The organism is Collinsella sp. HCP28S3_E12 (assembly GCF_052065595.1).
Lineage (GTDB): Bacteria > Actinomycetota > Coriobacteriia > Coriobacteriales > Coriobacteriaceae > Collinsella.
Window position 1 is genome coordinate 21,840 of sequence record NZ_JBQHTS010000023.1, and the last position, 6,784, is coordinate 28,623.

Here is a 6,784-nt window from a genome sequence, read left to right on the forward strand (position 1 = left end):
GATAAATTCAATTACAGATGGACATCGGGATCGAGCATTTGGGCACTCACACGCATGGATGACGCCAAGTTTTGGAACGTTTCCAGGCGCAGGCCATCGATCTGCCCGGCATCGGCGGCATCGCGAACGGCGCAGCCCGGTTCGTGGGTATGCGTGCAGTCGCCAAACCGACACACACGCGACGCCTCGACGATCTCGGGGAAGGCACGCGCCAGGCCCCGCTCGTGACCAACGAGTGGCAAACTGCGCAGGCCCGGAGCGTCGGCAATGACGCCGGCGTCGCCCGGCAGCGCCACCATCACGCGCGCGACCGTGGTATGGCGGCCTTGGTCGTCGCGCTCGCGCACGCCACCGGTAGCCAGCGCATCGTGGCCCAGCAGCGCATTGAGCAGCGTCGACTTTCCGGCCCCCGACTCACCCAGGATCATGGCGCACGTTCCCGCCGGAACACAGGCGCGCACCTCATCCAAACCACGGCCTTCGGCAGAGGACGTCACGATAACGCGCACGTCCGGGCCCACCAGACGGCGCACGCGATCCAGATCGCGCTCGAGTTCCGCGGCCTCGCAGCGGTCGGCCTTGGTAAGCACCACCACCGGCTCGGCATCGCAGTCGAGCGCCAACACCAGCGAGCGCGCCACGCGGTCGAGCAGCACTTCACCGGCGCCAAGTGCCTGCACGATCAGCACGCTATCCACGTTGGAACAAAGCACCTGACGCTCGCCGCGGGCGCGGCCACGCCAACGCTCAAAACTCGTGCGTCGCGGCAGGACGCATTCGATTACGCCCATGTCGTGCCCGGGCGCACGACGCACCGCCACACGGTCGCCCACAGCCGGCAGCAGTACCTCGTCCTCGCCGCGCGACTTGGCAAACCCCACGGCATGCTCGGCACGAAAGGTATCGTCGGCCGTCACCACCAGCGGAAACCCGCGATCCAAGCGCACCACGGCGCCCAGTTGCATCTGCTCGGGCTCCTCGGCTTGGGCGCAAAAATCGTCAAATGCCGCCTGCTGAGCCGCGGCGACCGGCAGATCGCCAAACGCCGGAACATCCTGCAGCGCATCGAGTCCCGGCACGCTCGCCAGCAGCTCCTCGGCAGACGCGGGGGCTTCGGTCGCAAGCTTCCGACGACGGTCACGCTTGGCCCGCGCCCCCGTCGTCTTTTTCTTCGCCTTAGCCCTAGCCTTGCCCACAAGCGCCTCCCAGCACCACAAATCACAACTGAGCAGGTATTTTAAATCAAAAGGAGCTGGCCGGGCAAAGCCCTAACTCAAAAAGAGCCGGTCGAGCAAACGCTCGACCGGCTCACAAACTTTCCCTCAGCCCTTTATCATCCGCGCGGGAGAAAAGCCAGCAAGGATGCCGCAGGGCCCGCCCGCCGGGAGGGGTTTCCTAAGGGCACATCCCGCAGCCGCAAAGCGGCGAGGACGTGCCCGTGGAAACCCCGCAGGCGGTCGGGCCCGGACAGGAACGTTACTCTTTTTCGACCGCGCGCATGATCGCCTTGTAGATCTCCATCAGCGGAATGATCAGGAAGGCAAGGCCCAGCGCGGCGATAACGCCCTTGAGCTCAAGCGTCACGGGGCCAAAGAACATCTCGGCAAGCGTCGGCTGCACGGTTACGATCACCGTCAGCACCAGCGCCAGCGCGGCAGAGGCCCACAGCCACTTGTTTTGCTTCTTCATCTTAAACAGCGACGTGCGGCGGCTGCGCATGTTAAAGCAGTGGAAGATCTCGACCATGTTGAGCGTGATGAAGGCCATCATCACGCCTTCCTCGTCGGCGACGCCGGCGATCATATCGGAGATGTGGATGTAGCCCATGTCAAAGTACACGCCCACAAAGAAGCTCGCCAGCACCAGCGCGGCAATGATCAAGCCCTGGACCACGCAGTCCAGACCCATATTGCCGGCAAAGACACCGTCCTTGGCGTTGCGCGGCTTGCGCCTCATGATGTCGCCCTCGGCATCCTCCATGCCCAGCGCGAGCGCGGGGAAGCAGTCGGTGACCAGGTTCACCCACAGCAGCTGCACCGGCTGGAAGATGGTAAAGCCGATGAGCGTGGCGATAAACACCGAGAACACCTCGGCAAGGTTGGCCGAAAGCAGGAACTGGATGACCTTGCGGATGTTGTCGTAGATGCGGCGACCCTCTTCGCAGGCACCGATGATGGTGGCGAAGTTGTCGTCGGCAAGCACCATGTCGGCGACGTTCTTGGTAACGTCGGTACCGGTGATGCCCATGCCAACGCCGATGTCGGCACGCTTGATGGACGGGGCGTCGTTGACGCCGTCGCCCGTCATGGCCACGATCTGGTCGCGCGACTTCCAAGCCTCGACGATACGGGTCTTGTGCTCGGGCTGGACGCGGGCGTACACGCCGTAGTCCTCGATGTGCGCGTCGAGTTCCTCGTCGCTCATGCGATCGAGGTCGGCACCGGTGATGGCATGGCTGCGATCGGTGACGATACCCAGCTGCTTGGCGATGGCCACGGCGGTGTCGATGTGGTCGCCCGTGATCATGACGGTGCGGATACCAGCATCGTGGGCCTCGCGGATGGCGTCGGCGACCTCGGGGCGGACCGGGTCAATCATGCCGGACAGGCCGCAGAAGACCAGGTCGTGCTCGAGCGCGGCGGGGCTGCAGTCGCTTGGGACCTCGGTGTAGGTGCGGCTTGCCAGCGCCAGCACGCGCAGGGCCTCGTCGGCCATGGCCTTGTTGGCGGCCACGAGCTCGGCACGACGCTCCTCGGTCAGGGGGACGACCTTATCGCCCTCGTAGATGTGGGTGCACAGGCCGATCACCACGTCGGGCGCGCCCTTGGTGTATTGCTCGTACTCGCCGTCCAGGGTCTCAACGACCACGGACATCATCTTGCGGCCCGAGTCAAACGGGGCCTCGCCCACGCGCGGGTGCTCGGCAGTCAGACCAGTGAGGCCCGCCTTTCCGGCATCGTTGACGAGCGCGCACTCGGTCGGCTCGCCGACGGCCTCACCCAGTTCCTCGTCCCACTGGGCATCGGAGCACAGCGCCATGCCTGCCAGGAACTTCTCCTTAGGCGCAGCGAGCTCGTGCTTGACGACGGTCATCTTATTTTGGGTAAGGGTACCGGTCTTGTCGGAGCAGATGGTCTGCGTGCAGCCGAGAGTCTCGACGGCAGAGAGCTTGCGGATAATTGCCTGGCGCTTGGCCATCTTGGTCACGCCAAGCGACAGCACGATGGTCACGACGGCGACCAGGCCCTCGGGGATGGCAGCGACGGCGAGCGAGACGGCGACCATAAAGGTGTCGAGCAGGGCAGTCGGGTCGGTAAGGACGTTGCCCACGCCGTGGCGGACGATGTCGACGCCAAAGATCACGACGCAGATGACGATCACCATAATGGTGAGGATACGGCTGAGCTCGGCGAGCTTCACCTGCAGCGGCGTGAGCTCTTCCTTGGCCTCGGCCAGGGCACCGGCGATCTTGCCCATCTCAGTATCCATGCCGGTGCCGACCACGACGGCGCGGCCACGGCCGTACACGACGGTGGAGCCCATGTAGCACATGTTCTTGCGGTCGCCGAGCGGCACGTCATCGGTGCCCGCGGCAAGCTCGATCACGTTGGCGTGCTTCTCGACCGGCACGGACTCGCCGGTGAGCGCGGCCTCTTCGATTTTCATCGTGGCGCTCTCGAGCACGCGGCAGTCGGCCGGGACGGAGTCGCCCGCCTCGAGCATGATCACGTCGCCGGGTACAAGCTCGGCGCTCGGCAGGTGCACGAGTTTGCCGTCGCGTAGAACCTTGGACTGCGCCGCGCTCATCTCCTGAAGGGCCTCGAGGGCCTCCTCGCTCTTGGCTTCCTGGACCACGCCCAGCACCGAGTTGACGATAACGACGAACATGATGATGGCGACATCGGCAAAGTCCGCCTCGCCCTTAACCATGCCCGTGAGCGCGCTGATAACGGCGGCAACGATCAACATGATGACCATGGGATCGGCCATCTGCTCAAAGAAACGCTTCCACAGCGGCGTCTTCTCGGCTTCCTCAAGCTTGTTAGGGCCTGTCTTGGCGAGGCGCGACGACGCCTCGTCGTTGCTCAGGCCGAGGTTCTCATCGACACCTTGGTCGCTGAGCACCTCCGCCGCGGCGGACAGGTATTCCTTTTGCATATAGAGTCCCCTCCTGGGATTCGGGCCACTCAGCAGATTGATGCCCGATCATAATTCCCAGGAGAAGGGCAAGGGCTCATCAAGGCTGCCGTGCTGAGCGGCAGTTGATAGTGGAGCTATGGTACCCCAAAGCGACGCGTCTAGCCAAAACAATCCATTTGGAAATATGGTCCGTATGTAACGATGCGGACCGTGTGATGCTCAATACTGATAAAACGTTTTTTCTTAGGCGCGTCGCCAAACTAAAATATCACCCAGATAGCAGCGGTTAGAGCGGTTGGTAAAGTTTTTTCATATACCGTTTTTCCCGTAAAAAATGAACTTCTAATTCGGCATACGGTCGATTTTTTGGGGTATTCGGTCGGTATTTCGTTATAATCAACTCAGTTTTATTTCTTAAGGTTTATCTATCAGCGCAAGACGATGTCAGATGGAGGTCTGAATGTACAAGCGCACTAAGATTGTATGCACCATGGGTCCCGCCTGCGATAGCGACGAGACCATCCGCGAGATGATCAAGGCGGGCATGAACGTCGCCCGTTTTAACTTCTCGCACGGCTCCTACGACGAGCACCACGGTCGCATCGAGCGCGTCCGTCGTATTTCCAAGGAGCTCGGTATGCCCGTCGGCATCCTGCTCGACACCAAGGGCCCCGAGGTCCGCACCGGTCTTCTGGTCGACGGCAAGAAGGTTGCCGTCAAGACCGGCGACAAGATCGTCGTCACCGCTCAGCCCACGTCCGAGGATTTCCACGGCACCGCTGAGCACATCTCCCTCGACTACCTGGCTCTGCCCTCCGAGGTTGAGAAGGGCTCCCTCATCCTGATCGATGACGGCCTGGTTGCTCTCGAGGTCGAGTCCGTCGACGGCCAGGACATGACCTGCGTCGTCAAGAACGACGGCCTGATCGGCGAGCGCAAGGGCGTCAACATGCCCAACGTCAACATCTCGCTGCCCGCCATCACCGAGCGCGATCGCCAGGACATCCTCTTTGGCCTGACCGAGAACATCGACTACATCGCCGCTTCCTTCATCCGTGACGGCGAATCTGTCCGCGGCATCCGCGAGCTTTGCCGCGAAAACGGCGGCGAGCACGTGACGATCTTCCCGAAGATCGAGTGCGCCCTGGGCGTCGAGAACTTCGATGAGATCCTCGAGGCTTCCGACGGCATCATGGTCGCCCGTGGCGACCTGGGCATCGAGATCAAGCCCGAGCTCGTTCCGCACATCCAGAAGGAGATCATCGCCAAGTGCAACGCGGCCTACAAGCCCGTTATCACCGCTACGCAGATGCTCGACTCCATGCAGCAGAACCCGCGCCCGACGCGCGCCGAGGTTGCCGACGTTGCTAACGCCATTTACGACGGTACCGACGCCGTCATGCTGTCCGGCGAGTCCGCTGCCGGTAAGTACCCGGTCGAGGCCGTCAAGATGCAGGCCAGCATCGCTCTCGAGACCGAGAAGTACCTCCCGGCTCACGCTCCGCTCGAGGTTCCGACCGATGCTCACGGCACCCGCGTCGTCAACAACGTTGTGGGTATGTCCGCTGTGAACATGGCCACCACCGTTGGCGCCAAGTGCATCACCGTGCCGACGACCACCGGCCGTACCGCTCGCCTGATCTCGCACTTCCGTCCCAACATGCCGATCTGCGCGTTCTCCCGCCACGAGTGGGCCGTCCAGCAGATGATCATGTACTGGGGCGTTATCCCGCACAAGGCCGAGATTACCCAGGGCACCGTCAACGGCACGATCGTCAAGGCGATCGAGACCGCTAAGGAGCTCGGCTACGTCGAGACCGGCGATTTGACCGTCGCTACCGCCGGCGATCCCCGTATGAGCGTCCAGCTTGAGGACAAGGTCTCCTCGACCAACGTCGCCTACGTCGCTCAGGTGCGCTAAATCGCACTTGCAAGCACATTTACATTAAAAAGGGCCCGGAGGCTTTGCCTTCCGGGCCCTTTTTCTGTGCGCCGATGCCTACCGCACGGCATGACACGCACCCATTTCTTTACCAAAAGCGCGAAATCCGCCCTCCGGGGCCCAAAAAATAAAGCCCCAAGCGCTAAAAGTGTTCGCCCGGTGGCAAACCCACACCTCACACAGGGCTGATAAATCGTTTTAGCAAGGTCTAAATCGACCACGTTTTCGGAAGTGCGGGGAAAAATTGCCTACCCCCGAGCACAAGCCCTTTTATTTCAACAAAACCCCTGATAAAGTTGGCTTAAATACCGCTTGTGGTTGACCTGTTTGTCTTTTTCCCCGCACTTCCGAAACCGATAGCTTTTCTAGCCCAAACTACGCTCAAACGATCGGATCGCTATGTCATTTCTTGCCTGCGGACCCACGGCTTTTCAGTACTATCGCATACCGCCCCAGATACTGGGACTCTATCCGGCAATCCTGCCGCCCGACCATGACCATCGCTTGGTGCATTACTCAAAACAACCAGTATTTAAAGACTTGCTCGGCACACCAGTCTGGAGATTCGTGGGCGAAAGAAAACAGCGCGCGAATCGGGAGCATTCGTAAAACAGTTTCAGTCCCGGCAGTAATGTCTGCCGGGACTGTTCTTGTATAAATTGAAGCCGTATGTATATGATTAAACAGACCGATAAACTTGAA

At 61.3% G+C, this 6,784-nt stretch carries 4 protein-coding genes; 1 reads left to right on the forward strand and 3 read right to left on the reverse strand.

Annotated features, from left to right (window positions below; all coding sequences use genetic code 11):
• Positions 1 to 11 precede the first annotated feature (11 nt).
• Positions 12 to 965 (reverse strand): ribosome small subunit-dependent GTPase A, encoded by a 954-nt coding sequence (rsgA, locus tag ACTNBY_RS08450; protein ID WP_441064141.1) that lies wholly within the window; start codon positions 963 to 965, stop codon positions 12 to 14.
• Between the two features lie 511 nt (positions 966 to 1,476).
• The gene (locus ACTNBY_RS08455; protein WP_441064138.1) at positions 1,477 to 4,158 is read right to left on the reverse strand and encodes a cation-translocating P-type ATPase; all 2,682 of its coding nucleotides are present in this window, start codon (positions 4,156 to 4,158) and stop codon (positions 1,477 to 1,479) included.
• A 442-nt stretch (positions 4,159 to 4,600) separates the two neighbouring features.
• Here ACTNBY_RS08455 and pyk point away from each other — a divergent pair, with 442 nt between their 5' ends.
• Entirely contained in the window at positions 4,601 to 6,061 is a 1,461-nt protein-coding gene (pyk, locus tag ACTNBY_RS08460) for a pyruvate kinase (protein ID WP_427793920.1), read from the forward strand.
• 537 nt (positions 6,062 to 6,598) lie between these two features.
• Here pyk and ACTNBY_RS08465 read toward each other — a convergent pair.
• The coding region (locus ACTNBY_RS08465) for a hypothetical protein (RefSeq protein WP_441064140.1) at positions 6,599 to 6,784 on the reverse strand (186 nt) is incomplete at its 5' end.

Bases quoted from the DNA above. Each gene is read 5' to 3' on its own strand.
- rsgA (WP_441064141.1), bottom strand. From the start codon at position 965: ATGCAACTGGGCGCCGTGGTGCGCTTGGATCGCGGGTTTCCGCTGGTG.
- ACTNBY_RS08455 (WP_441064138.1), bottom strand. From the start codon at position 4,158: ATGCAAAAGGAATACCTGTCCGCCGCGGCGGAGGTGCTCAGCGACCAA.
- pyk (WP_427793920.1), top strand. From the start codon at position 4,601: ATGTACAAGCGCACTAAGATTGTATGCACCATGGGTCCCGCCTGCGAT.